The 22,384-nt window shown below is 65.8% G+C and carries 20 protein-coding genes; 8 read left to right on the top strand and 12 right to left on the bottom strand.

The features are described 5' to 3' along the window. Window positions 1–591: 591 nt before the first annotated feature. The 5 genes from DPM12_RS16420 to DPM12_RS16400 all read left to right on the top strand — a co-directional run bounded on the left by DPM12_RS16420 (window position 592) and on the right by DPM12_RS16400 (window position 4,161). A complete protein-coding gene (locus DPM12_RS16420) occupies window positions 592–1,317 on the top strand; it encodes an NYN domain-containing protein (protein WP_112259414.1) in 726 nt (241 codons plus the stop codon). 599 nt (window positions 1,318–1,916) lie between these two features. Beyond that, on the top strand, window positions 1,917–2,153 hold the full coding sequence (locus tag DPM12_RS16415; protein WP_211659056.1) for a FitA-like ribbon-helix-helix domain-containing protein: 237 nt from the start codon (window positions 1,917–1,919) through the stop codon (window positions 2,151–2,153). Continuing rightward, complete coding sequence (locus tag DPM12_RS16410) at window positions 2,153–2,386, top strand: PIN domain-containing protein (RefSeq protein ID WP_112259413.1); 234 nt, start codon at window positions 2,153–2,155, stop codon at window positions 2,384–2,386. Before DPM12_RS16415 ends, DPM12_RS16410 begins: the two co-directional genes overlap by 1 nt. A gap of 215 nt (window positions 2,387–2,601) precedes the next feature. After that, window positions 2,602–3,009, top strand: coding sequence for a YciI family protein (locus tag DPM12_RS16405; protein ID WP_112259431.1), 408 nt, complete (start codon window positions 2,602–2,604; stop codon window positions 3,007–3,009). Between the two features lie 6 nt (window positions 3,010–3,015). Further along, window positions 3,016–4,161 carry an RNA polymerase sigma factor gene (locus tag DPM12_RS16400; RefSeq protein ID WP_112259412.1) on the top strand — a complete coding sequence of 382 codons (1,146 nt, stop codon included), beginning with the start codon at window positions 3,016–3,018 and terminating at the stop codon, window positions 4,159–4,161. A 68-nt stretch (window positions 4,162–4,229) separates the two neighbouring features. Here DPM12_RS16400 and DPM12_RS16395 read toward each other — a convergent pair whose 3' ends face one another. The 3 genes from DPM12_RS16395 to DPM12_RS16385 are packed head-to-tail and all read right to left on the bottom strand — an operon-like array spanning window position 4,230 to window position 7,082. Beyond that, window positions 4,230–5,339, bottom strand: a complete 1,110-nt coding sequence (locus DPM12_RS16395; protein ID WP_112259411.1) for a hypothetical protein — start codon at window positions 5,337–5,339, stop codon at window positions 4,230–4,232. Next, the gene (locus DPM12_RS16390; RefSeq protein WP_112259410.1) at window positions 5,336–5,845 is read right to left on the bottom strand and encodes an RNA polymerase sigma factor; all 510 of its coding nucleotides are present in this window, start codon (window positions 5,843–5,845) and stop codon (window positions 5,336–5,338) included. Before DPM12_RS16390 ends, DPM12_RS16395 begins: the two co-directional genes overlap by 4 nt. After that, window positions 5,826–7,082 carry an MFS transporter gene (locus DPM12_RS16385; protein ID WP_112259409.1) on the bottom strand — a complete coding sequence of 419 codons (1,257 nt, stop codon included), beginning with the start codon at window positions 7,080–7,082 and terminating at the stop codon, window positions 5,826–5,828. Before DPM12_RS16385 ends, DPM12_RS16390 begins: the two co-directional genes overlap by 20 nt. Before the next feature lie 591 nt (window positions 7,083–7,673). On the opposite strand from DPM12_RS16385, the gene DPM12_RS16380 reads away from it, so the two are divergent. Then, window positions 7,674–9,698, top strand: coding sequence for an MSCRAMM family protein (locus DPM12_RS16380; protein WP_112259408.1), 2,025 nt, complete (start codon window positions 7,674–7,676; stop codon window positions 9,696–9,698). Between the two features lie 253 nt (window positions 9,699–9,951). Here the strand turns inward: DPM12_RS16380 and DPM12_RS16375 are convergent, their stop codons facing one another. Beyond that, a complete protein-coding gene (locus DPM12_RS16375; protein WP_112259430.1) occupies window positions 9,952–10,179 on the bottom strand; it encodes a BldC family transcriptional regulator in 228 nt (75 codons plus the stop codon). 371 nt (window positions 10,180–10,550) lie between these two features. On the opposite strand from DPM12_RS16375, the gene DPM12_RS16370 reads away from it, so the two are divergent. Next, window positions 10,551–11,663, top strand: a complete 1,113-nt coding sequence (locus tag DPM12_RS16370) for a Glu/Leu/Phe/Val dehydrogenase dimerization domain-containing protein (protein ID WP_112259407.1) — start codon at window positions 10,551–10,553, stop codon at window positions 11,661–11,663. Window positions 11,664–11,833: 170 nt separating this feature from the next. Next, complete coding sequence (locus DPM12_RS16365) at window positions 11,834–12,034, top strand: DUF3073 domain-containing protein (protein WP_112259429.1); 201 nt, start codon at window positions 11,834–11,836, stop codon at window positions 12,032–12,034. A 161-nt stretch (window positions 12,035–12,195) separates the two neighbouring features. Here DPM12_RS16365 and purM read toward each other — a convergent pair whose 3' ends face one another. The 8 genes from purM to DPM12_RS16325 form a co-directional block, all read right to left on the bottom strand. Beyond that, window positions 12,196–13,254: a phosphoribosylformylglycinamidine cyclo-ligase gene (purM, locus tag DPM12_RS16360; RefSeq protein ID WP_112259406.1), complete on the bottom strand. Its 1,059-nt coding sequence runs from the start codon at window positions 13,252–13,254 to the stop codon at window positions 12,196–12,198. 22 nt (window positions 13,255–13,276) lie between these two features. Next, complete coding sequence (gene purF / locus DPM12_RS16355; protein ID WP_112259405.1) at window positions 13,277–14,806, bottom strand: amidophosphoribosyltransferase; 1,530 nt, start codon at window positions 14,804–14,806, stop codon at window positions 13,277–13,279. Window positions 14,807–14,900: 94 nt separating this feature from the next. Further along, window positions 14,901–16,736, bottom strand: coding sequence for a SpoIVB peptidase S55 domain-containing protein (locus tag DPM12_RS16350; protein ID WP_112259404.1), 1,836 nt, complete (start codon window positions 16,734–16,736; stop codon window positions 14,901–14,903). A 216-nt stretch (window positions 16,737–16,952) separates the two neighbouring features. Then, complete coding sequence (locus tag DPM12_RS16345) at window positions 16,953–18,437, bottom strand: DEAD/DEAH box helicase (protein ID WP_158542924.1); 1,485 nt, start codon at window positions 18,435–18,437, stop codon at window positions 16,953–16,955. Between the two features lie 245 nt (window positions 18,438–18,682). Then, window positions 18,683–20,023 carry a dipeptidase gene (locus DPM12_RS16340; RefSeq protein WP_211659055.1) on the bottom strand — a complete coding sequence of 447 codons (1,341 nt, stop codon included), beginning with the start codon at window positions 20,021–20,023 and terminating at the stop codon, window positions 18,683–18,685. A 66-nt stretch (window positions 20,024–20,089) separates the two neighbouring features. Next, a complete protein-coding gene (locus DPM12_RS16335; protein ID WP_112259401.1) occupies window positions 20,090–20,299 on the bottom strand; it encodes an LPXTG cell wall anchor domain-containing protein in 210 nt (69 codons plus the stop codon). 127 nt (window positions 20,300–20,426) lie between these two features. Next, entirely contained in the window at window positions 20,427–21,476 is a 1,050-nt protein-coding gene (locus tag DPM12_RS16330; RefSeq protein ID WP_112259400.1) for an Rv2578c family radical SAM protein, read from the bottom strand. A 78-nt stretch (window positions 21,477–21,554) separates the two neighbouring features. Next, window positions 21,555–22,346: a maleylpyruvate isomerase family mycothiol-dependent enzyme gene (locus DPM12_RS16325; protein WP_158542923.1), complete on the bottom strand. Its 792-nt coding sequence runs from the start codon at window positions 22,344–22,346 to the stop codon at window positions 21,555–21,557. Window positions 22,347–22,384 lie beyond the last annotated feature (38 nt).

The raw sequence follows: 22,384 nt of genomic DNA, 5'->3' as shown, positions 1-22,384 counted from the left end.
GGCGAGTACTAGGCTCCATCATCGTCCGATGAACCCAGCACCCCGCCAGGATCCGAAGACCCTCCTTCATTCACCCTCATTACCCCTCGCTGACCGACCCTTGGGGCACGCGCACGGGGACGCTCCAGTGGCGACAACCCGGTCCCGCGCGCCGACTCTACCGACCGGCTAGGTCTGGTGTGCGTCACATCCGGCTCAAAGTTCGCATGCTGAGCAGGGCCGCTGCCAGCCAGCGCGCCGCCATCGCCTCAGTGCTCGACGTGGCCGAAGACGCGATTATCGTGACGGTGAACCCGGTGCTTCTCGAGCACGTCCGCGAACTTCTCACCAGAGCAACGAACCTATGTCAGACCGCCATGTGGGCCAACTGCACAGCCGTTACCCACCATCGGGTCCATGTAAGCGATCGAAGTCGCGAACGAGCGCACCGAGGACGCGATGACCCGGATCACGGCCGTTCGGGACACGGGGGACGGAGCACTTTGGAGTTCATGTAGTGACCTGCTCCCGCTTGATTAGCCATAGAAACGTTCGGTGTTCGCGTTGCAGCACGGGGTGTTCAAGATGATGATCATCTACTAAGTTCTGACCATGCGGGTGGGTGTCTATGTTGACGGCTACAACCTCTACTACGGTGGCCGCGCTTGGTGTCGCAAGGGTACGCCAGGATGGCGATGGCTGGACGTTCGCTCACTCGCCGAATCGATTATCCAGCGCGAATCAGGTTGGTCGGACCCTCAGATCGTCCGAACCGTATACTGCACGGCCCGGATTGACCCTCGCACCAACCCAAGCGGCGCTCGTGACCAGCACACTTACCTGAATGCACTGGGTCAGCACGTGACATGGATCCAATATGGTCGCTACGTTTCGCGTACCAAGAAGACACCTCTCGCAACCGAAGACACCGCTGGTCGCCCTCAGATCGCCAGGTCAACATGGCCCGTCATGGTGAAGGACTCGAACTCAAACGAAGTGAGAGACGCATGCTTCCTCGTCAGCGTGCTGCACAACGAGGAGAAAGGCTCGGACGTCAACGTTGCCTCGCATCTCTTGATCGACGTGTTGACCGACGCTGTCGACGCGGTGGTCGTAGTATCCAACGACAGTGATCTGGAGTTCCCCTTGAAGGAAGCTCGCAAGCGCGTGCCGGTGGGTGTGATCAACCCTACGAAGCGCTACCTCGCTGGTGGGCTGAGAAGTAACGCGAGCTTCGGCGTAGGCGGACACTGGTCTGCTCAGCTGACCAGCGAAGACTTCAAGCTCAGTCAGCTCCCCGATCCGGTGGACTCGTACGCCAAACCTGCCGGCTGGTGACTCTTGCCTTTCCTAGGCAGATGGCACTATGCTTAAACACATCATCCACCCGTCCTTCCGTGGGGCGGGTTTTTTATTGCTTTGGTACGACCTCGCGGTCGCCCGGGGCGGGACACTAATCCGGCGGGGCCGACAGGCTGTCAGGTTGACGTCGCGTGCTGTCGGTAGTTGTGCTAGGTGGCGCAGGGGAATCACGTTAAATGAGGTAGCGCTGCGAGGCACTGGAGAGATTGTCTTAGTTGCTTGCGCCTAATCGACTGGCGTCCCCGCCTGGAAGGCGCGGACAGGTGGCGCGGTTGGGTTGTCGCATCTCTTGAACCAACCTATGCGAGTAGGCACTCCTAAGCTCTGGGTTACGAGCCACCCTTAGAGTGGCAGGTTCGAGTTGCCCGACGGCGACGCCCGCACTGAGCGACGCAACACAGACCAACCCGTGCGCAGCATCAATGGACAGCGACCACGGACCGCTACCCAAATTTCCTAGGCGGAACGTCAAGCAGGAACCGACACAGATCCGTCAAGGGCCTACCGCTTCATGACATCGGTTCGGACGACCACGATGCTGGTACCCGTTCGGCAAGTAGCGCCAAAATAGCGCTATGAGGACGATCCAGGTGCGGGAGATCCCCGATGACGCCTACGACACCATCCGCGCCCGTGCACGGGCGGAGGGCAAGTCGCTGCAGGCGTACATGCGTGATCAGGTCATCTCGATGGCTCGTCGCCCGTCCAAGCGTAAGGCCGTGACCGCAATCGAAGAGGCGCTGGCTCATTTTGGTCCAGCATCCACCACGGCGACGGAGATCAGTGACGACGTGCAGGCTGACCGCCGCTGATGTCGTTCGTCGTTGACGCCTCGGCGCTGGTGTACGCAAACATCGCCAACGAGGACGCCGCTGCCCGGTTGCGTTACCGGCTGCGCGATGAGACCGTCCACGCGACACACCTCGTCGGCGCCGGGCTTGGAAACGTGCTGCGTCGCCATGTCGTGCGCGGAACCATGACAGCTGATCATGGCGCTGCAGTGCTTCGGCACGCCCCAGGCTCATTGAGCATCGATACGCCGTAGGTAGCTGCTCGGTCGGTCAGATCAGATCGCCACGCCAATAGATGGGTTCAGTCCTCTCGGATCGCTGTATTCCGGTCACGCGGCACCTCAGGGTGCCTGGTGTCATCGAAATCCGCGAAGAAAAAGTCGCGGTGGGATGTCGAAAATCCGAGCGGGGCTCCGTCCCCCGGAGTGAACACGGCCACAATGGGCTGTACCGCACTAAGGAGAACATGATGGCCAAGTACCTGCTACTGAAGCACTACCGGGGCGCGCCGGCGCCGGTCAACGACGTGCCGATGGACCAGTGGACGCCAGAAGAGCTTTCGGCCCACGTGCAGTACATGCAAGACTTCGCCGCTCGGCTCGAAGAGACGGGCGAGTTCGTCGACGGCCAGGCGCTCTCGCAGGAGGGCACCTTCGTCCGCTACGACGGCGAGGGTCGGCCACCGATCACCGACGGCCCGTTCCCGGAGACCAAGGACCTGATCGCCGGGTGGATGGTGATCGATGTCGAGACCTACGAGCGGGCGCTCGAGCTAGCCGGTGAGCTGTCCGCGGCGCCGGGTGCGGGCGGGAAGCCGATCCACGAGTGGCTCGAGGTACGCCCGTTCATGACCGCCCCTCCAACTATCACGGAGTGACGCACGGTGGATGAGGCCCTGCTGCGGACCCTCACCCCTACCGTGATCGGCATCCTCGTCCGCCGCGGCGCCGACTTCGCGGCGGCCGAGGATGCCGTGCAAGATGCCCTGGTCGAGGCCGTGCGCGTGTGGCCGGACGACCCGCCGCGGGACCCCACGGGCTGGCTGGCCACGGCGGCCTGGCGCAAGTTCCTCGACGCCGCCCGTGCCGAGACCTCTCGACGGCACCGCGAGGTACGCGTCGAGAGCGAGCCCCCGCCCGGCCAGGGCGAGGCGGAGGACGACACGCTCTGGCTGTACTTCCTGTGCGCGCACCCGTCCCTGTCCTCGACCTCTGCCGTCGCGCTCACGCTGCGCGCGGTCGGCGGCCTGACCACGCGTCAGATCGCGCAGGCCTACCTCGTGCCGGAGGCGACCATGGCCCAGCGCATCAGCAGGGCCAAGCGGACCGTCTCGGGCGTCCGGTTCAACCAGCCCGGTGATGTCGCCACCGTGCTGCGCGTGCTCTACCTGATCTTCAACGAGGGCTACTCCGGCGACGTCGACCTCGCCAGCGAGGCGATCCGGCTCGCTCGCCAGCTGGCGACCAAAACCGACGACGAAGAGGTCGCGGGCCTGCTCGCGCTCATGCTGCTCCACGATGCACGCCGCCCGGCACGGACCGGCCCGGACGGCAGGCTCGTACCCCTTGCGGAGCAGGACCGCAGCCTGTGGAACACCCGCCTGATCGCCGAGGGCGTCGACGTGCTCCAGACAGCCCTCGCCCGGGATCGCCTGGGTGAGTACCAGGCCCAAGCCGCCATCGCCGCGCTCCATGCCGACGCCCGCACGGCCGAAGAGACCGACTGGGTGCAGATTGTCGAGTGGTACGACGAACTGGTACGCCTTACCGGCAGTCCGGTGGTTCGCCTCAACCGGGCCGTCGCACTCGGCGAGGCCGACGGCCCGCGGGCCGGTCTGGCCGCCCTGGCAGAGCTCGACCCGGCACTTCCCCGCTACACGGCCGCCGCGGCATATCTACACGAGCGTGACGGTGACCCGGTCACCGCAGCACGGCTCTACGCCGAAGCTGCCCGCTCAGCGCCCAACCTCCCCGAACGCGACCACTTGATGCGCCAGGCCGCACGGCTCAACGCGCAGCAGCGCGGTTGAGCCGAACAGTCCACGGTCCAGCGCTGTCCCGAACCTGCGCCCCAAGCGCTCCAGTCGGAAGGGAACGGCTATCGTTCTTCGCCCGGCGTCTTCCAAGAACGAACCAATCGCGCGTCATCACCCGAGACAGGTCGGACGGTCTCGGCAATCTGCATCAACTGCTCGCCGTCCAACTCGCCGGACAGGGTGGCTGTGACACCTTCATCGGGTTGCCAGTGCAGCGTCCCGTCGTCGGCATCGAGCAACGCCGGATCTCCTGCAATCTCGACGACTCTGTCGCCGACGCTGGCTCGGGACCACAGCGTGTTGGTATAGGTGTCGACTCTCAATCCCAACGAGCGATCATCGCCACCGAAGACCTCGTACATCATGCCGCCCACAGCCGAGTTGAGCGCGGGCAACCGGGCGACGTGGTCCGCCTCCGCACTGACGGACCAGTCGCTGACATCGACCTCACCATCCGTCACCTCAACAGACGCAGCAAGGGTGCTGATCTCCTCATCCGACAGCGGATACCCCACAACGGACCACGACTCATTGTCGCCACCCCAATCCGCGCTGACGCGGTCCTTACCCGGCTCGCCATGACGGATCGATACCTGGGTAGAACCGGCGTCGAGCACGCGTTCGGTCAGATCCTGGTCGGGTTCGTAGGCGATTTCGGTGTAGTAGACGGACACCGCGCGGCTCACCACCCCGTCCTCCACAGCGACGAGGACGACACGCTGGCCAGCGAAAACCGGACAGGACGCGTAGTGCGAGGCGAGTTCGCTGCTGGCGTCGGTGTGGTCATGCGCGTTCGCCGTTTCGGGCGCCGGTGCATTCGAACGCTCGGACCAGAGCAAACGCAACTTGTCGGGAACGCCGGCAGGGTCAGGCACGAAGGTATCTGCCGGTTGACCCAAGACCTCATTGATCTGCCGTTCCGCGTCCTCGTGCGTATCGGGGCACTGCTCGGTCGTCGACGTCGGCGCATCCGACGTCGGCCCGTCTCCGAACAGCTCCATCGAAGGCACGGCCAACGCACCGGCCACAAGCACGGCAACACCGGCGACGCTGGCCTGGTGGCGCCGGCGAAGCGTGCGGCCCCGACGCTCGATCAATTCGCGCGGGCGCTGCTGCGCGACGGGCACCTCGTGCAGCGCGCGGGCCAACGAGTCATCATCGTGAGTTGTCATGATCTCTCCTCGCGGACAGGGGTCGACCGGGACAGTACGACGTGTAGCTGCTGGCGGGCTCTGCTCAACGTGGATGCCACGGTGCCCCGGGTCACACCCATGGAATCGGCTATCTCGGCCTCGGAGAGGTCCAAGATGTAGCGCATCGCCACCATCCGTCGAGCCCGCTCTGGCAGCTCGGCCACGGCAGACCAGACCGAATCATCCTGCCCTGATTCGTCGACGTAGCGCTGCGGATCGGCCGCTACCCGGTGCCGCATCCGCCGCTCCACGCGGAAGCGGCGCCATCGCGAACGGACCAGATTCATCGCCACCGTGTGCAGCCAGGCAGTCGGCGAATCCATGGAGGCCGGGGCTGGCCACCGGGCGAATGCTCGCGCGAACGCTTCAGCCGTCGCTTCCTCGGCCAGGTCACGATCACCGGCCGCGATGGTGACCGCACGCAAAACCCGCGGCTGCAACGCCGCATACCAGCCGGCGAAGTCGTCATCCTGGTTCTGTGTCATCACGTGGCCACGACGCTTCAGGCGCCCCGAATGTTGAGGAAGCCGCCTGCGCCCACCTGATCGCCGCGATGGAGGTGACCAAAGCGCCGACGACGGCCGCAACGGCGATGACTGACGCCGGGGCCAGGAGCTGCGCTGCCAGACCCGCAACTACGATGCCGAAACCCTGTGCCGCACGAAGTGCGGCGATGGCCACGCCGATCGCCTGACCACGCCGATCCGCGGGAACGATCCGCACGTATGTCGCCTGCGTGACGATGTCGTGTGCGGAAAGCACACCGCTCAGCGTCCACAGCGCCACGGTCGCGGCCAGTCCCGGCGTCCAGCCGGTGGGTACCAGCACGGCGCTGCTGCCCACTGCCATCGGACCGAGCAAAGCAAGCCGCCGACCGGGACGAAGCCCACGCAGGACGACCATACCGATGACCGTGCCCACCGGATTCGCGGCCAGCAACCACCCCACGGCCGCCGTACCGGTGCCTAGCTGGTCGGCATACGGCACGGCCAAACCTTCTGGAACCACGTAGAAACCCGAGCAGCAGGCGATCGCGAGCAGTGTACGCAGCCTCGCATCGCGAGCCACGATGGCCCAGCCTGCTCTGACCGTCTCCCATTGCCCCGATGGCCGCCCTTCGCTCATCCGCGGCGCCGGCCGGTAGGGCCCGATACCCCACCGGATGATCGCAGCAGATACGAGGAAGGTCCCGGCGTCGATGAGTAACGCGGTCGAGACGCCAACCTTTGCCACGAGGGCGGCCCCGGCGCCGAGACCGAACACGAGGCCCATCTGGTAGGTGATCGATATGGCACCGAGCCCGAGCGTCAGACGATCGCCCGTGAGCATGTCCGCCAGTGTCGCCTGCCGCGCGGACGAGAACGGCGCCGAGAAGAGCTGCAAGAGGAAGAGCAGGCCGGCCGGCACGGCGAGTGGTGTCCCTGGTATCGCCATGAGCGCGGCCAACCCGGCTGACACGAGATGGGTCGCGACCATGACGGCGCGCCTCGGAAAACGGTCAGCCAGCCCCGCCAGCGCCGCACCGCCGATGAAATCCGGCAGGTACGTCAACGCATACGTCAATGCGGTGAGACCGGCCGACCTTGTCCGCTCGTAGACCAAGATCGTGATCGCAACCCGGGCGAGCTGATCACCCATGACGGAGAGGACATGCGCGGCCCACAGGTGACGGAAGTCGGGCACCGCAAATACATCGCGATACGAAGCTGGCGAATCGGACATGGTGCAGCGAGTGTCGCTGGTTCTGTCACCAAGAGCAACCGTGCGTCACGATCTTTCGCGACACCGGGTCATGGATGTGCATCGCGAGCGTCGGTCGAGAATTCAGTCGCTACTGGCGCGGCGACAACGGAACCGGAATGTGGTAGATCATTCTCAAGCCGTGAGATCAATCGAGAATTTCGATCTACAGAATGCGCTCGGCATGATCTCCGGCCGTCGTTATGCCTCCATTGTCGACTCGCAAAGATACAACTAATAACCCTTTCTCAGTCCGCCACTTGCCATGCGGAAAGTGCTCGAATCAGTTTTTCTGACCGTGCGAAACAATTCGGAACTGAGGGGGCGTCCCAGGAGGTCACCGGCGCACACGATCGGGCACGGCAAGCTACGTGATCCATGAGATCAACGGGATGATCTGAGAATGCGACCTTGATCATAAGAATCATGACGGCCGCCATGACTAATATCTTCACTGGTAGATGCGATCATGTATTTCCCGTGCTACTTTCACGTGAGTCTGCCGCTCAGAGGAAAGCTCAGATATGACGCAGACGGCGATCAGTCAGATCCTGATGAAGAAGGAGTTGGCGAATGAAAGCACGGAAGTCACCCGCCAGCACGTGGGTGCGCGCCCGAGCGGCCGGGAAGGCGGGCCTCACCGCCGCTGCCGCAACGGCATTGGCCGGAGCGGGGTTGGTAGCCCTTCCATCCTTGCCGGCATGGGCCGAGGACGGCCCCAACGGAGAGGTCGAGGGCTATCACTGGCCGGGAGCTGATCCGGAACGTGGCAACAACTGGGAAGGGACCTACCGCTACCCGGACGGCGAGACCATGGGATGGTGCGCCTCCTGGCTAGCGTGGCAACCCATCTACGCCGACGACTACGTCGACGGCGGAGAGCTCACCTATCGCAACGGCGATCCCATGGAGCCCGAGAAGCTTCGTGAACTCGCCTACATCATCTCGGCCGGAAGTGATGTCGTCCTCAACGAGGAAGGCAAGATCGTCGACGACTACAGCGCCGCAGTCGCCGTGATCATGCACAACGACACGACGGAAGACGATCAATATCCCGAAGACGTCGTCATCAACTTCTTCGAGAACAACACCGATCCAGAGGGCAACGGCCAGGTCACCGAGGATGTCCCGGAGATCATCGAGAAGTTGCGAACCGACGCCCAGACGCTGTACGGGCCGTGGGAAACGACGGTGACCGCCGACGGCACCGACGATCTCGTCGTCGGTGATGAGGTCGAGTTCACGGTCGAGATCATCGCAGGAAGCGGTGAACCCGTCCCCGATCGGGATGTCGAGATCGACACCACTGGCCTGGCCGATGCTCCGGCTCAGGTGACAACGGACGCATCCGGTATCGCCACCTTCACGGCCACGGTCACCGACGAGACCGCCGAGGTCACCGCCTCGCGGCTCGCTCCGGCCGAGACGGTCGACATGCAGGTGCCGACTAGCCAGCACGAGGGCTCCTGGCCCCAGAACATGGTGAAGGTCGACGACAACCGGACGAGCGGCTCGACGACGGTCGAGGCCCAGCAGGCCACGGGCACGGCTGAGGTCGTCAAGGTGGACCCTGAGGCTGACGACCCGGAAGAGCCCATAGCCGGGGCCACCGTCGAGATCCGCGACGCAGAAGACGAGGTCGTCGAGACGGTCACCACCGAGGACGAGCCCGTTGCCGTCAATGATCTCCCCCTCGGCGACTACACCGCTGTCGAGGTGGACGCCCCCGACGGCTACATCCAGGATCAGACCCCGGTGCCGTTCAGCCTGACCGAAGCCGGGCAGACCGAGCGCGTCGTCGTGGAGAACCTGAAAGGCCCCGATGTCACGACTCAGGCCACCGCCGAACAATACGTCGGGCTACCGATCCACGACACCGCCGACGTCACCGGCCACGTCCCAGACGACAGCGTATTGACTTTCGAGCTGTACGGGCCGTCGGACGAGCCCGCCTGCGAGGATCCGATCTTCTCATCCGAAGAGATCACCCTCTCCGAATCCGGCGAGTATCAGATGAGTGACCACTACACGCCCACAGAACCGGGTACCTACTACTGGATCGAGGAACTGACGAGCGCCGATGGCCAGGTGCTCAGCCGTGGCGAATGCGGCGCCGACGGTGAGGTCACCGACGTTTACGACGTTCCCGACGTCTCGACCCAGGCCGTCCCCGACCAGCTCGTCGGCGAGCCGATCACGGACACCGCGATCGTGTCCGGCGACGTCATCGAGGGCACGGCTGTCGAGTTCGAGCTGTATGGCCCCTCGGATGAACCCACCTGCGAAGACCCGATCTTCACTTCAGAGCAGGTCGATGTTCCGGAAGCGGGCGAGTATCCGATGACGGATTCGTACACGCCGAGCGAGGCGGGTACGTACTATTGGGTCGAACATCTCATCGCGCCGGACGGGACCGTGATCGCTTCTGGCGACTGTGGCGACGAGAACGAGATCACCACCGTTCATCCGGGCGATACAGATGAACTGCCGGACACCGGCGCGGGCGGTCTCGGCATGGCCGCGGCTGCAGGAATGCTAATGCTGGCTGCGGGCGCATACACCGTGCGTCGAACGGCCCTTTCCCGCTCGACGAGCTGACACCGTACCCGGCCTCGTCCGCGAGTGATCACCGCGCGGCCGGAGCCGCCGGCCATCGGGCTGGTGGTTCCGGCCGCACATCAATCACCCCACCCCGCAAGAAGCCGGCATCGTCGAGGTGCTGACCTCGACGATGCCGGCTCACGCTCGACACGACGAACGAGTGGTTGCCTACTCGACCGATACTCGAAAACGAACGGCCCCGCCAGTATCTACGCTGGTCAGGGCCATGTCGCTGGCAAAGTTAGAATGTTCACCCCTGGAGGTTGATGTCCGCCTCGATCCGCTGACCCGGCACCTGGCCGGACAGCAGGTTACGAACCTCCGACTCGCGGTACCGGCGGTGTCCACCGAGCGTGCGAATCGACTCGAGCTTGCCCGCCTTCGCCCACCGCGTGACCGTCTTCGGATCAACCCGGAACATAGCCGCCACCTCGGCAGGAGTGAGGAGGGCCTCGGCTTCCTGTGTCTTGGTCGCCATCGTCACTTCCTTCCTCACGTGACGGGGCTGTCCCGTCACTCATCGTTATTTCATCCTGCTGACCATCATCCACGGGAGAGCCTTATGGCTCGACCCGAACCGACCTTTTGGATGAATTTCTGACCATTCGGATGATGCCGGGTGCGACGAACGTAAGACTATGCAGATCGCACGAATGCCGCAAACCGGACAAAGCATCCCCAAGGGGAGCTCCGCCCTGCTCCGACACCATCCGAGATCAACATAGCTCGCAACGTGCTCACGCGTGGGCTTTTTCGCCAAATCGGCGGAAAACAATGGCCGATAGAGTGAGGAGTGGCACCCGTCGACGCCTGCCCACCTCGCAGGCACGAACGAGAAAGGTCACCACCATGACCGAACCGTCGCCTCTCGTATTCGGCCGCACCCACGGCCACGATCAGCTATCCGGCCACGAGCAGGTGGTCTTCTGTCACGATCGCTTCACCGGACTCCGGGCGATCATCGCCATCCACTCCACCGCGCTGGGACCCGCTCTCGGAGGAACCAGGTTTTACCCGTACCACTCCGAGGAGGCCGCCCTGGACGACGTCCTCGATCTCTCCCGGGGCATGACGTACAAGAACGCTCTCGCCGGACTCGACCACGGCGGCGGGAAGGCTGTCATCATCGGAGATCCCGAGAAGGACAAGACCGAGGCACTCTTGCGCGCCTACGGGCGATTCGTCGCATCGCTGGGCGGCCGGTACATCACGGCCTGCGATGTCGGCACCTACGTTCAGGACATGGACGTCATCGCCCGGGAAGGCCAGTGGGTCACGGGACGCTCGCCGGCCGCAGGCGGCGCAGGCGATTCGAGCGTGCTGACCGCCTTCGGCGTCTACCAGGGCATGCGTGCCTGTGCCGAGCGCCTCTGGGGCGAACCGACGCTGTCCGGCCGCCAGATCGGCATCGCCGGAGTCGGCAAGGTCGGTTCCAAGCTCGTCGACCTCCTCGCTGAAGACGGCGCGAGGGTGACCGTCACCGACATCTCCGGAACCGCCGTCGACCATGTCCGGTCAGCCCATCCCGAGGTCAACGTAGCTGACGACATCGAAGCCCTCCTGAAGGCGGGAGTGGACATCTACTCGCCATGCGCTCTCGGCGGCGCCCTCACCGACGACACGACCGCAACACTGGCCACAGCTGGCGTGCGCGCCATCTGTGGAGGCGCCAACAACCAGCTCCAACATCCAGGTGTAGAGAAGCTTCTGGAGGATTCCGGCATCCTCTACGCCCCGGACTACGTGGTGAACTCCGGCGGCGTCATCCAGGTCTCCGACGAGCTTCACGGCTTCTCGTTCGAGCGCGCCAAGGGCAAAGCGATGCAGATCTTCGACGTCACCCGGAGGATCTTCGCGCTGGCGGGCGACGAAGGTATCCCGCCCGCCGTCGCCGCTGACCGAATCGCGGAACGGCGCATCACGGAGATCAGCCAGCTGTACGGCATCTACCTGGGAAAATGACGACAGCGAAGATCACGGTTGGGCGGCGCGCCAGAATTAGGTCCACACCGGATGAGACGGAATAGGGGGCAACCCTGTACCGTTGTGTCTACGAGCAGATGTCATCCGAAGGAAACGAGGGCGTCCGGCATAATCTGGTCGCCCCGGTTTTGTGCGAGGGGGTCGACCCTATGGGGCGCGGCCGGGCCAAGGCCAAGCAGACGAAGGTCGCCCGTCGGCTTAAGTACCAGACGTTCGAGACCGACTTCGAGGCCTTGCAGCGTGAGTTGCGCGGCGAGGATCCTCACGGGCAGTCCGACGACTATGAGGCTGACTACTACGCGGACTACGATGACGACGAAGGCGACGAGCCGAGTCGGCGCGTAGGCTAAGGCACCCTTCTTAACGAGAGTTGCTGGCGCTGCCGGATCGGCGATGCTAGATCCGGCAGGCCAGCGGTATCTCGCACCCTCGGGATCGAGTCTGCGAGTCGGCGGGCACGTGTACGAGCGACGACGCGTGTCGTGGCGGGCTACCCGATGAGCTGGCGAAATTAGCTGGCGTATGCGCCATGAAGGTGGACGGTTCCGTCACCTGACACGATCTCGCCCACCACCCACGCGGGAGTACCCCGATCGGTGAGGATCGCGAGTGCCGTGTCCACCGCGTCGGACGGCACCACGGCGATCATGCCGATGCCCATGTTCAGCGTCCGCTCCAGCTCGGTTTGTGAGATCGCGCCGAGTTCGCCCACCAGCTCGAAGACCGGCTGCGGGGTCCAGGTCGAGCGGTCGATCCGTGCCGACGTGTGGTCCGGCAGCACCCGGGCCAGATTGGCCGCCAATCCACCACCGGTGACGTGCGCCATGGCGTGGACCTTCGCAGCCCGCGCCAGTTCGAGGCAGTCTCGCGCATACACCCGCGTGGGCTCCAGCAGCTCCTCCCCGAGTGTGCGACCCAGCACCGGCACGTACCGCTCCAGGGTCCAGCCGGCGATCTCGAACATGACGTGACGGACCAGTGAATAGCCGTTGGAATGCAGGCCCGTCGAGGCCATGGCGACGACGACATCCCCCGGCTGCACGTGCTCGGGACCCAGCATCTGATCGGCCTCCACCACCCCGGTGGCCGCACCAGCGATGTCGTATTCGTCGGGCTTCAACAGGCCTGGATGTTCGGCCGTCTCTCCCCCGCTCAGCGTGCAGCCCGCCGTCACGCACGCTTGTGCGACACCCTTGACGAGCGCGGCGATTCGTTCCGGCACCACTTGGCCACACGCGATGTAGTCAGTCATGAACAGCGGCTCCGCGCCACAGACGACGAGATCGTCGACGACCATGCCGACCAGGTCGAAACCGATCGTGTCGTGCACGTCCATGCGCTGGGCGATCGCCACCTTGGTGCCAACGCCGTCAGTGCTGGTGGCCAGCAGCGGGCGGCGGTACGACTTCAACGCGCTCGCATCGAACAAGCCAGCGAAGCCGCCGAGGTCACCGTAGGTCTCGGCCCGGCGGGTCTTGCTCACCCATGCCTTCATGAGGTCGACCGCTCGGTCCCCGGCCGCGATGTCCACGCCCGCGCTGCTGTATGTGACGCCCTCGCCGTGGGTCATAGCCAGCTCCTACCGCCACCGATCAGATCGTTCCGACGTACGCCTCACGGGACGTGATCTCGGGCCCGCCAGGCGTATCTACTGGAAGCTCCGAAAGCTGCGGGTCGTCGAGCACGCCAGCATGCTGTGCCCTCGGCACCTCGATCGGATAGACACCGTCGAAGCAGGCGCGGCAGAGATCCTTCTTCGCGACCGTCGTGGTCTCGATCAACGTGTCGAGGGCAACGTATCCCAGCGAGTCCGCACCGATCGAGTGGCGGATCTCGTCGACGGACAGCCCGTTCGCGATCAGCTCGGTACGCGAGGCGAAGTCGAGGCCGTAGAAGCACGGCCACTTCACCGGTGGGCTGGAGATACGGACGTGGACCTCGGTAGCACCCGCCTCGCGCAGCATCCCCACCAGCGCCCGTTGCGTGTTGCCACGCACGACCGAATCGTCCACGACGATCAACCGCTTACCTGCAACCATCTCGCGCAGCGGGTTGAGCTTGAGGCGGATACCCAGCTGCCGGAGTGTCTGGGACGGTTGGATGAACGTCCGGCCCACATATGAGTTCTTGACCAGGCCCACACCGTAGGGAATCCCGGACTCCTCGGCATAACCCACAGCCGCCGGGGTCCCGGACTCGGGAACCGGAATCACCAGGTCAGCGTCGATCGGATGTTCGCGCGCGAGCCGTCGGCCGATCTCGACCCGGGTCTCGTGCACCGATCGTCCGGAGATGTTCGTGTCGGGCCGGGCCAGGTAGACGAACTCGAAGAGACACCCCTTGGGGTCGGGCTCAGCGAACCGCCGCGACCGTAGCCCGTCGGCGTCGACGGCGATCAGCTCGCCTGGCTCCACCTCGCGGATGACCGAAGCGCCGACGATGTCGAGCGCGGCGGTTTCGCTCGCCACGACCCAGCCGTGTTCGAGGCTGCCCAGCACGAGGGGGCGCACCCCCTGCGGATCTCGCGCCGCGTACAGGGTCGACTCGTCACAGAAGACGAAGGAGAAGGCCCCGCGCACGTGGGCCAGTGCGGCGGCCGCGCTGTCCTGGAGTGTTCGGCCGGCATACGAGCCGAACAGCGCCGCGACGAGTGCGGTGTCCGTGGTATTGCCATACCGCAGCTCGCCTACGTGCGAGCCGACCCGCTCCCGCACGAGCTCCAGGAGCTCGGCGGTGTTGGTGAGGTTGCCGTTGTGGCCGAGCGCCACCGTTCCGGCCGGCGTGGCGCCGAGCGTGGGTTGCGCGTTCTGCCATTCGCTGGCGCCGGTGGTGGAGTAGCGGGTATGCCCGACGGCGACGTGTCCGCGCAGCGTGTTCAGCGCCGACTCGTCAAAGACCTGGCTCACCAGCCCCATGTCCTTGTAGACGAGCAGGTTGTCGCCGTTGCCGACAGCGATCCCGGCGGACTCCTGACCGCGGTGCTGCAACGCGTACAGACCGAAATACGCCAGCTTGGCGACCTCTTCCCCCGGAGCCCAGACGCCAAAGACGCCGCATGCGTCCTGGGGGCCGTCCTCGAGATGGTCGCTTTCCTCGCTGAGCTGTGCCTCCCCGTGCGCCACGCCTTCAGTGTACGTGCCAGCTGTCCGTGACCCACACGATTCCCCCGAGAGGCCTCCCGGGTCCCCCGAGACGCCTCCCAAGCACTCCGGCTGGCTAGTCGTCAGAAACCACGACCTCGATCGGGAACGTCTCCATCCCGACGACGATCTGGTCCACGGTCACTCGCTCGGACGACAGCTCCCGCACCCGCGCCCCGTCCGCACCTGTAACGTTCAGTGTGCCGGTCACCGAGTTGTTGGGCTCAAGATCTTCCAGCGTGGCGAGCAGCTCGTCGAAGTCCTTGGCGGCGAGATTGCCGTCGGGATTGTCGCCGAACTCCTGATCGTCGGACTCGGCACCACCGATGACCTCGATCTGCCCGACACCTTCCGGCGCATCGGACGGAACCTGCAAGGTCAGCTCGACCGTCTCCTGACCGCCGATGCCCTGATACGGCGCCAGTTCGACGCGGAGGTCCAGCTCATCGCCGGGTGCCACCGGCAGCGGCGACGACTGCGACGAGGTCCGCGTCGTACCGTCCGGCATTCCCACGAGCAGCGTGTCGACGGAGTACCGGGTGAACTCGGCACTCAGGTTCACGTCGTATGTCACCCCGGTGACCGTGACGTCCTCGACTTCGTTTTCCTGGATCGCTCTCACGTGCTCCACCGAATCGCCTACCGATTCGAAAGCAATGTCTCTCGTACTCGCGTACATGTTGGTGACATCCAATTCGAACGGCGCACCCGAAGACCGCGTGCCCTCGATGGTCCAGCCGATCTCGGCCGTGCCTGCCCCGATCCGGTCGAACACCGCGTCGATGTTGGCCAGCACGTGGAACGACGCCATGTCCGGCAGCGCGTCGGCCACCGTGACCGACGTCGTCCCGTCCCGGGAGGTACCGTGCTCGGCTGAGCGCACCGTCGAGGTGATGGGCACGACCGCCGGACCGCCATCGAGCTGTCCCCGCACTCCGGCGAGCCGATCTTGGTCGAACGTGCCGACGACGCCTCGTGGATTGGCGACCTTGAACGAACCAAACGTGTCGTCCCGCTGCACGAACACCGCTTCGGCGGGATGCATGCTCATCGTCGTGGCGCCGGACCACAGCGACGGATGGCCGAACGCGAGCACGCGATCTGTCTGGCAAACCGCTGTCGTCGTTCCCACCGCGGCCGAGGTGACATCGCCATAGGCGACGCCTGCTGCGACGTTGCCACCCGGAACGATCTCGGTCGGCTCACTGGATTCGCCCGGATCCGCCGCACCAGCCGGATAGGCGTGAACACCCGGGAACGCTGCCTCCATCCGTTCGTCGAAGGCCGTCAGGCGCTCGTTGTGCAGCCCGGAGACCGCCAGGGGCAACGGGAGGCGCCGCATGCCCGACGTCACCTGATCCGCCGTCACGGAACCCGAGGACACCAGGCGCTCCTGGACGGGGCCCGGCAGCGCAACTGTCGGCTCGCCAGGACGTGTGGTGGACATGCTCGATCCGGGCAGATCGAGCATGTCCACCATGTCGGCCGCGGGAGTCAACCCGGCAATCTTGGACGGAGCGGACGAGAACCCGTACGCCACGGCCCCGATCAGGCGCCCGTCGCTGGCATAGACCGGAGAACCGGACATCCCCGACCAGATGCCGCCGGCTCGTTCGATGGCCGGTGAATCGGTCTCGACGACGATCATGTCGGCATCCGGTCCGATGCCGTCCTCGACGACGCCCACAACCGTCGCCGTGAACGGCTCCGGCTCGGTCCCTTTCTCCACGGTGTAGCCCGTCGCTTGCATGCCTTCAGCGAGCTCCGTGGCTGGGAAGGGCTCCGGGCAGGGGTCGAAGGAACTCCCGGTCGCCGACGTGCTCGAAACGGCACCAGTAGTGATCAGTGCCGCGCACACGGCCATCGCCCCCAGGGCATGCCGGCGCCGACCCGCATGACGGTGAGTACGCATCGTGCTCCTTCACGTCGAGCTGCTGACCGGTCCAGAGCGCCACGACGACGCCCGGGGCGGCCAATGACAAGACATGACGATATGTCATCCACATGGTCATGATCGTTGTCCGCCCGGGCGTGTCGGGCACTCGTGCGATCCGGTCCGATGCTCAGAAGGGCGCGTCGCGGACGCGGCCCGACGTCTTACGTCGGACCGATGCGTGTGCGCAGGAGATCAGCTCCGAACGCGCGGACCCGAGCGACGAGGACCCGGCCGACCGCGCCCCTGGGACCGGCCCGACGACCGACGCGGCCGCCCGGCGCCATTCCCATTCCGGTCACCACGCTGGCTGGGTGCCTTATCCGCCATTTCGGGTGCGTCTGCCAGCGACTCGACGGTCATCGGGCCGCCCGTCACCGAGCGCGCGTCGACGTGCCGTGCCTCCACGCCGGCTCGCCGGAAAAGATCACCCAGCCCGCGCGCCTGGCCGGCCGTCGCCATGGTCACGACCGCACCGGACGCTCCCGCGCGGGCGGTACGTCCCGACCGGTGCAAGTACGACTTCGCTTCCCCGGCCGGATCGAAATGGACCACCAGATCGATCCCGTCCACGTGGATGCCGCGCGCCGCGACGTCGGTCGCGACGACCGTCGTCACCTGGCGACGGCGGAAGCGATCCAGATTACGCTCGCGCACCCGCTGGGACAGGTCACCGTGCAGGTCGACCGCGGTGACGCCGGCCCCTTCGAGCTCCTCGGCAAGCTGGGTGGCACCACTCTTGGTTCGCGTAAAGACGATGCTGCGCGGGTTGGCATGCAGCAATGCCGCCGTCGTCCTCAGTTTGTTGTGCGACCCCACGACGAGCACGTGATGGTCCATCGTCTCGATCGAACCCGCATCGGGGTCGATCTCGTGCCGCGCCGGATCGCTGAGGTGGCGCTTCACCAGCCGATCGACGTCGCCGTCGAGCGTTGCCGACAGCAGCATGCGCTGCCCGCCGGCGGGCGTCTGCCCGAGCAGCTCGTCGACCACAGGGAAGAAGCCGAGGTCACACAGGTGATCCGCCTCGTCGAGTGTCACGATCTCGGCTTCGTCGAGATGGCACGCTCCGCGCTCGACCAGATCGTTCAACCGCCCGGGGGTAGCCACGACGATATCCGCGGCACGATCGAGCCGGCGGATCTGGCGATCGTATGGAGCTCCGCCGTAGATGGTTGCCATCCGCAGCCGCAGCGCTTCCGCCAGCGGCTCCAGCGCACCTGTGACCTGTTTGGCGAGTTCACGGGTCGGGACGATGACGAAGGCTCGCGGATGGTTCGGGCGGCTCTTGTTTCCGGCCAGCCTCATCAAGATCGGCAAACCGAATGCCAGCGTCTTACCCGATCCGGTCCGCGCCCGGCCGAGCACATCGCGACCCTGCAGGGCATCGGGAATCACCGCGGCCTGGACGGCGGTCGGCTCGACGACGCCGTCCACCCCGAGGATCTTCACGATCCGCTCCGGCGCTCCCAGCGTGGTGAACGCGGACGTCGTGACGTCGAACTCGTCGATGGCTGCCTGGCGGGCGGGATCAGCGCCCTGGCGATCCCGCGTGGGCCCGCCGCGACGCTTGCGATTGCCGGAAAAGCGCTGTTCGCCGCGCCGTTCGTTGCGTTGAGACGCCGCGCCGTTGCGCCGCGCCGGGCGTTTCGGGGACAGCGTGGACTGGTTGAGAGTCATGGATATGCTCCGGTTACGGGTCGGGACCGCATCCGCACGCGACCGCGGGCGCGGTGCATGATACGCCGAAGGATGCGAAGTACCCGACTTGTCGAGACGTTCGCAACGTCCTGCGAAGCGTTCGAGGACCGACCTCGACGCGTTCGCAAACCGGGCACTGAAACGGCCGGAATCCATCTGGACCCGGCCGCTGGCTCATACCAGCATACCTGATCGGATGTCGTGTCGACGCCGCCGCGTCGCGATCATTCGGTGATGCCCGCCAGCCGTTGCAGGAGCAGCGCTTCGGCCAGGCACACCGTGGCAAACTGGCCAAGGTGCAGGTTCTCGTTCACGCCATGTGCCCGAGAGTCCGGATCCTCGACACCCGTGACCAGTACAGTCGCCTGTGGAAAGGCACGCTCGAGTTCGGCGATGAACGGGATGGAACCACCCATACCCATGCGTACCGGATCCTCGCCGAACGCCTCGGTGAATGCGTCCGTTGCCGCCGCGAAGGCCGCCGATGTGGTGTCCATCACGGACGGGCTGGCCACGGCGCCGTCGACGACCGTGACCTGGGCACCGAACTCGGCATGGTGCTGCAGGTGCTCCCGCAGCGCATCGAGCGCAACCCGCGGATCCTGACCGGGCGCGAGCCGCATGCTGATCTTGGCGCGGGCCTCGTGGACGAGCACGTTGGCCGACCCGGCCACCGTCGGAGCGTCGATGCCGACCACGGAGATGGCGGGCTTGACCCACAGCCGCTCGGCCAGCGTTCCGGTCCCCGACAGCTGCACACCGTCGAGCACGCTCGCCTCGGCACGATATCGCTCGACCGGGTAGTCGACATCGGCAACCGTGCCGACGCGCAGCCCCGGCACGGCGACGTCACCGTCGGCATCGTGCAGGCTCCCCAGCAGCCGGCACAGGGACGTGAGCGCGTCGACAACGGGTCCTCCGTACATTCCCGAGTGCACGGCGTGCTCAAGCACGCGCACCTCGACCACACAATCGACGAGACCGCGCAGGCTCGTGGTGAACGCCGGCGTCTGGGTGCTCCAGTTCACCGAATCCGCGACGACGATCACGTCGGCGCGCAGCGCGTCGCGATAGGTCTGGAGAAACGTGGAGAACGTCGGTGAACCGATCTCCTCTTCGCCTTCGACGAAGAGGGTGACCCCGACCGGCGGACGCCCGTCGAAGGCACGCAACGCCGCGATGTGCGCCAGGACACCTGCCTTGTCGTCAGCCGCGCCGCGACCGTACAGCCGGCCGTCACGCTCGGCCGGCTCGAACGGTTCGCTGGCCCATTCTTCGGCCGGACCGGGTGGCTGGACGTCATGATGGGCGTAGAGCAACACCGTCGGGGCGCCTTCGGGAGCCGGCCAGTGAGCCACGACAGCCGGCTTGCCACCGGGAACCGAGAGCACCTGAACATCGGCCGCACCGGCACCACGCGCCAGCTCGGCGACGGCTTCCGCGCTCTCGTCAACCGCGCTCGCCGCCGCCGGGTCGGCACTGACGCTGGGATACCGTACGAGCTGCTCGAGCTCGTGACGCACGGCCGGAAAACCGGCCTCGATCGCGGCCCGTATGTCGCTCACCGAATGACGTTCCATCCTCAACCAGCCATCTCGCGCCAGGAGATCATCGCCCGTCTGGGCGCTCTCCTACTTGCCCCGCCGGGACAGCGCGTACAGGCCACCCCCGGCCGCCAGCACGACAACGGCTCCAACGACCCACCACAGGACGGACGATCCCGTGTCCGGCAACGGGCCACCGGCACCGACCGCAGCCGCCGGAGCGACAGCGAGCGCGGTACCGACAGTACCCAGCACAGCGGGTACGACAATGCGGTGCATACGCCTGACCAGACGCATCGGCAACCTCCACGATGAGAGACAGATCCGGCAGTTGGGAACACGCTACCCTCCCCGGACAATGATGTGCGTTCCGGGGTGACGTAGATCGTCTTTTCCGTATGGAGCATAACTCCCGCCCTCCGGCCTAGATCAGCCGGAGTTGCCCGTCCGGCTCGGGAACCGGACGACGCCGCCCGGTCTCGCTCCGCCTCCAGCTCGAACGCTGCTCATCGTTCCGGGCGGCGAGACCGTGACGTCGCAAGATCGGCTGTACCCGCGCACGCAGTGCAGCTCGGTATTCCTCGGACAGATACGCTCCCCGCCGATATAACTCCTGGTAACGCGGGACCAGCTCGGGATGCTCTGCCTCCAGCCAGCGCATGAACCACGTGCGGGTAGCCGGACGCAGGTGCAGGGGAATCGTCGTGACCGCGCTGGCACCGGCATCGGCCAGGTGCGTGACGATCTCCTCCAGCTGTTCGGCGGAATCGTTGAGCCACGGCATCACCGGTGCGAGCATCACCCGGCACTCGAATCCCTCCGCACGGATGGCCCGGACGAGATCGAGCCTGGCCCGCGGGGACGGCGTTCCCGGCTCGATGCTCTCGTGTAGCCGCCGATCGAGCATGGCGATCGAAACAGCCACGCTGACGTCGACCGATGCCGACGCCTCCATCAGTAGCGGCAGGTCACGCTTGAGCAGCGGGCCTTTGGTGAGGATGGAAAACGGTGTCCCCGAACCGGCGAGGGCGCGGATGATGCCGGGCATGAGCCGGTAGCGCCCCTCGGCGCGCTGGTAGGGGTCCGTGTTGGTGCCGAGCGCCACATGATCACGGGACCACGACGGCCGAGCGACCTCGCGCGCGAGAACGTCCGGGGCGTTCACCTTGACCACGATCTCCGTGTCGAACTCCTGCCCGGCGTCCAGTTCGAGCCACTCGTGGCTACCTCGCGCAAAGCAGAACCTGCAAGCGTGTGTGCAGCCTCGATAAGGATTGATTGTCCACCCGAACGGCACCTGTGAACTGGGGGTCACCTTGTTGAGCACGCTGCGCGCCGCGACCTCGTGAAAGGTCACCCCGGCGAACTCCGGGGTACGCACGCTACGCACCAGACCCGGAATGCGCGGCAGACCGGGAAGCGCCTCGTCGGTCTTGGCATCGAGAGCATCGATCGTCTGATGAGCCCACCGCATACGTCATATTCGAACACACGTTCCCGCGCTCTGCCAACGTCCCGCGCCGCGGCACCCTGATACGAAAGCGTGTACCCGTCACAGGAGGGGGACGTACGCGGACAGGTCGGCGCGCTCCCCACTCGCCGATACGTGGCCCTCTGCCACGGCCTCCTGCCAGCTGACCCGTCCCGACGCAAGGCGGATCCAGGTCGCCGCATCGGTCTCCACGACACTCGCCGGCGTTCCCCGCGTGTGCTGGGGTCCTTCGACACACTGGACCGCCGCGTGGGGTGGGACCCGAACCTCGACGCTGCGGCCCGGTGCGCGCTCGGCCAGCGCCTCCAGCAGCGCACGGACGGCCATCCGGCTCGCCGCACGCGGCAGCCGGGGTGCACCGCTCTCCGGGAGGGAACGCGCGAAGTCGTCTCCGTGCACGACGATCTCGATCACCCTCGTCAGCAGGAAATCGCCCAGCCGGATCGGCCCACGCCGGCCCTCGACGACCCGGTCGCGCAGGCCGAGCTCCTCGACGTGTTCGGCAGCGCTGGCGAACCGCTCGTCGATGGTCTGCAGGAGCGCCGACGGCTCGTGAGCCGCGCTCTCCGCGGCCTCCCGCGCCCGGCCTGCGATGACATCGGCAGCAGGGGCGTACGCCGCAAGGTACTCCCCGATGCTCTTCGCCGTGCTCTCCCGGGACGCCGCTTTCACGGCGACGACGGAATCGGCGACGGAAGCGATGTGTGCTGCGAGTTCGGCGACGGTCCATCCGGGCAGGCAACTCTGCCGGGGCCACGCGGTGTCCGGGAGACCGTCGAGCCAGGTGCGAAGCTCCTCGTGGGCCTCACGATATGCCGACCATGCCGTACCGGGATCGGAACGTTTCGCCACGTCCACACGGTACCGTGTCGACACATGGTGGATTGACG

It is taken from the genome of Phytoactinopolyspora halophila (assembly GCF_003287285.1).
In the GTDB taxonomy this organism is placed as follows: Bacteria; Actinomycetota; Actinomycetes; order Jiangellales; family Jiangellaceae; genus Phytoactinopolyspora_A; species Phytoactinopolyspora_A halophila.
This window is presented reverse-complemented; position numbering and strand designations above follow the sequence as displayed.